This window comes from Frankia sp. CeCAU1 (genome assembly GCF_977971845.1).
In genome coordinates this window covers 1-2510 of sequence record NZ_CDWWXA010000262.1, presented here as the reverse complement: position 1 = coordinate 2510, position 2510 = coordinate 1, and the positions used below count along the sequence as shown (strand labels likewise).

Annotated in this window: 1 protein-coding gene; it reads right to left on the bottom strand. The window is 74.5% G+C overall.

The genetic code is table 11. The annotated features are described in order from the left end of the window. A partial coding sequence (locus tag AC08OO_RS23270) for a condensation domain-containing protein (RefSeq protein WP_476619100.1) occupies positions 1 to 2510 on the bottom strand: 2510 nt, incomplete at both ends.

Here is a 2510-nt window from a genome sequence, read left to right as displayed (position 1 = left end):
TCCGGGTGTTGTCCAGCGGATGACCGATCGGCAGCGGCCCGGGGACCTCCTCGCCCGGCCGGATGTCGAACACGGTCGCGCACATGGTGATCTCGGTCGGGCCGTACAGGTGCCGCACGACGGTGTCCGGGCACGCGGCCGCGACGCGAGCGACGGCGGTGGCGCTGACCACGTCCCCGCCGGTCAGCAGCTCGGGCAGCCCGGCGAAACAGCCGGGGTCCTCCTCGGCCAGCGCCGCGAGCAGACCGGCGGTCACGTGCACGGCCGTCAGCCCGGCACCGGAAATCAACTCGGCCAGCCCGGCGGCATCCAGCGGTCCCGGCGGGGCGATCACGACCTGGCCGCCCGCCAGCAGCGGCACCCACAGCTCCCATGTCGAGGCGTCGAAGGCGTGCGGGGCGTGGAACAGCACGCGCTGATCAGCCCCGCCGGACCAGTGCCGGTCGGCGGCCAGGGAGACGACCCCGGCGTGCGTCACCGCCACGCCCTTCGGCACGCCCGTCGATCCCGAGGTATACATCACGTACGCCAGGTCGCCGGGGCCTGCCACAACGTACGGCGGCGTCAACGGCGGCGTCAGTGGCGGCCCGGACAGCACCCAGTCACCCACCGGCACCACGCCCACGCCCGGCGGCGCGGCGAACCCCGCCGAGGCCACCACCACACCGGTCCCGGCCAGCACCTGCGCCACCCGGGCCGAAGGCCACTCCAGGTCGACCGGCACGTAGGCCGCGCCCGCCCTGAGCACCCCGATGAGCACCGCCACCAGCTCGGCCGAGCGCTCCAGCGCCACGCCGACCAGGTCACCCGGCTGTACGCCCGCCACCGCCAACCTGTGCGCGACCCGGTCCGCGGCCTGCGCCAGCCGCGCGTACGACAGCCGCACATCTCCTGCCGCCACCGCCACCGCGTCCGGGCGGGCGGCCACCTGGGCGTCGAACGCCGCGGTGAGCCTGGTGTGGCCGAGGGGTACGCCGGTGTCGTTCCACTCGCCGACGATCCTGGCCCGCTCCGCGTCGTCCAGCACGTCGACCTGGCTGACCCGCAGGTGCGGGTCGTCCGCGACCGCCTCAACCACCCGGACCAGCCGTACGACGAGGTCCTCGGCCGTCCGCCGGTCGAACAGGTCGGCCGAGTAGTGCAGTTCCCCGTCGATGCCCGCCGCCGCGCCCGCCTCGTCGCGGTACTCGGCGAGGTCGAAGGACAGGTCGAACTTGGCGGTGGCGGCCTGCGACGGCATCACCTGGGTGTCGAGGCCGGCCAGGTGCCACTCCCGCTGCGGGGTGCTCCGGAAGCCGAGCATCACCTGGAACAGCGGGTGGCGGGCCAGGGATCGGGCCGGGTGAAATTCCTCGACCAGCCGCTCGAAGGGCACGTCCTGGTGGGCGAAGGCGGCCAGGTCGCCCTCGCGGACCCGGCCGACGAGTTCGGCGAAGGTCGGGTCACCGCCGACATCGGTGCGCAGGACGAGGGTGTTGATGAAGAAACCGATCAGGTCGTCCAGCGCGGCGTTCCCCTGGCCGGCCACCGCCGTGCCCAGCGGGATGTCGCTGCCCGCGCCCAGCTTGGACAGCAACAGCGCCACGGCCGCCTGCACCGCCATGAACAGCGTCGCCGCCTGGCCCCTGGCCACGTCGGCCAGGCGGGCGTGTGTCCGCGCGCCGAGCCGGATGGGCACGGATCCGGCCTGGAAGCCGGGCAGGGCGGGGCGTGGCCGGTCCACCGGCAGGTTCAGCTCGGCGGGCAGGTCGGCCAGCGCCTGCCGCCAGTACGCCAGGTGCGCGTCCGACCGGTCCTCGCCGGCCGCGACCTCGCGCTGCCAGATGGAGTAGTCGGCGTACTGCACGGGCAGCGGCGCCCACGGCGGGGCCTGCCCGTTCCGCCGCGCCGCGTAGGCCGTGGCCAGATCCCGGGCGAACACCCCCATCGACCAGCCGTCCGCGGCGATGTGATGGACGACGAGTGACAGCACGTGGCTGCCGTCGGGCACGGCGAACAGCGTGGCCCGTACCGGCAGGTCGCGGCTCACGTCGAAACCCCGGGTGGCCTCGGCCGTCAGCAGGCTGGGCAGCTCGTCCTCGTCGGTCGGCACGACCACAGGCGTGGGGCGTGCGGCCTCAGCGGTCAGGATCTGCTGCCGCGGGATGCCGTCGGGGTCGGGGAACACCGTCCGCAGGCTCTCGTGCCGCGTGACCACGTCGCCGAGCGCGGCCCACAGCGCGGTCCGGTCCAGGTCGCCGCGCAGCCGCAGCTGCACCGGGATGTTGTAGAGCGCCTCGCCGTCCTCGAGCCGGTTGAGGAACCACATCCGGGCCTGGCCGAACGACAGCGGCACCGCCTCGGGCCGTCGCACGGGCGCGAGCACCGGCTCGTCGGCCGCCGGGTCGCCGCCGGCCCGCACCAGCGTGGCGACCCCGGCGGGTGTCGGCTCGGCCATCAGCTCGCCGATGGTCAGCGCCGTCCGCAGCAGGTTCCTGATCCGTGCGATCAGCTGCATGGCCAGCAGGGAG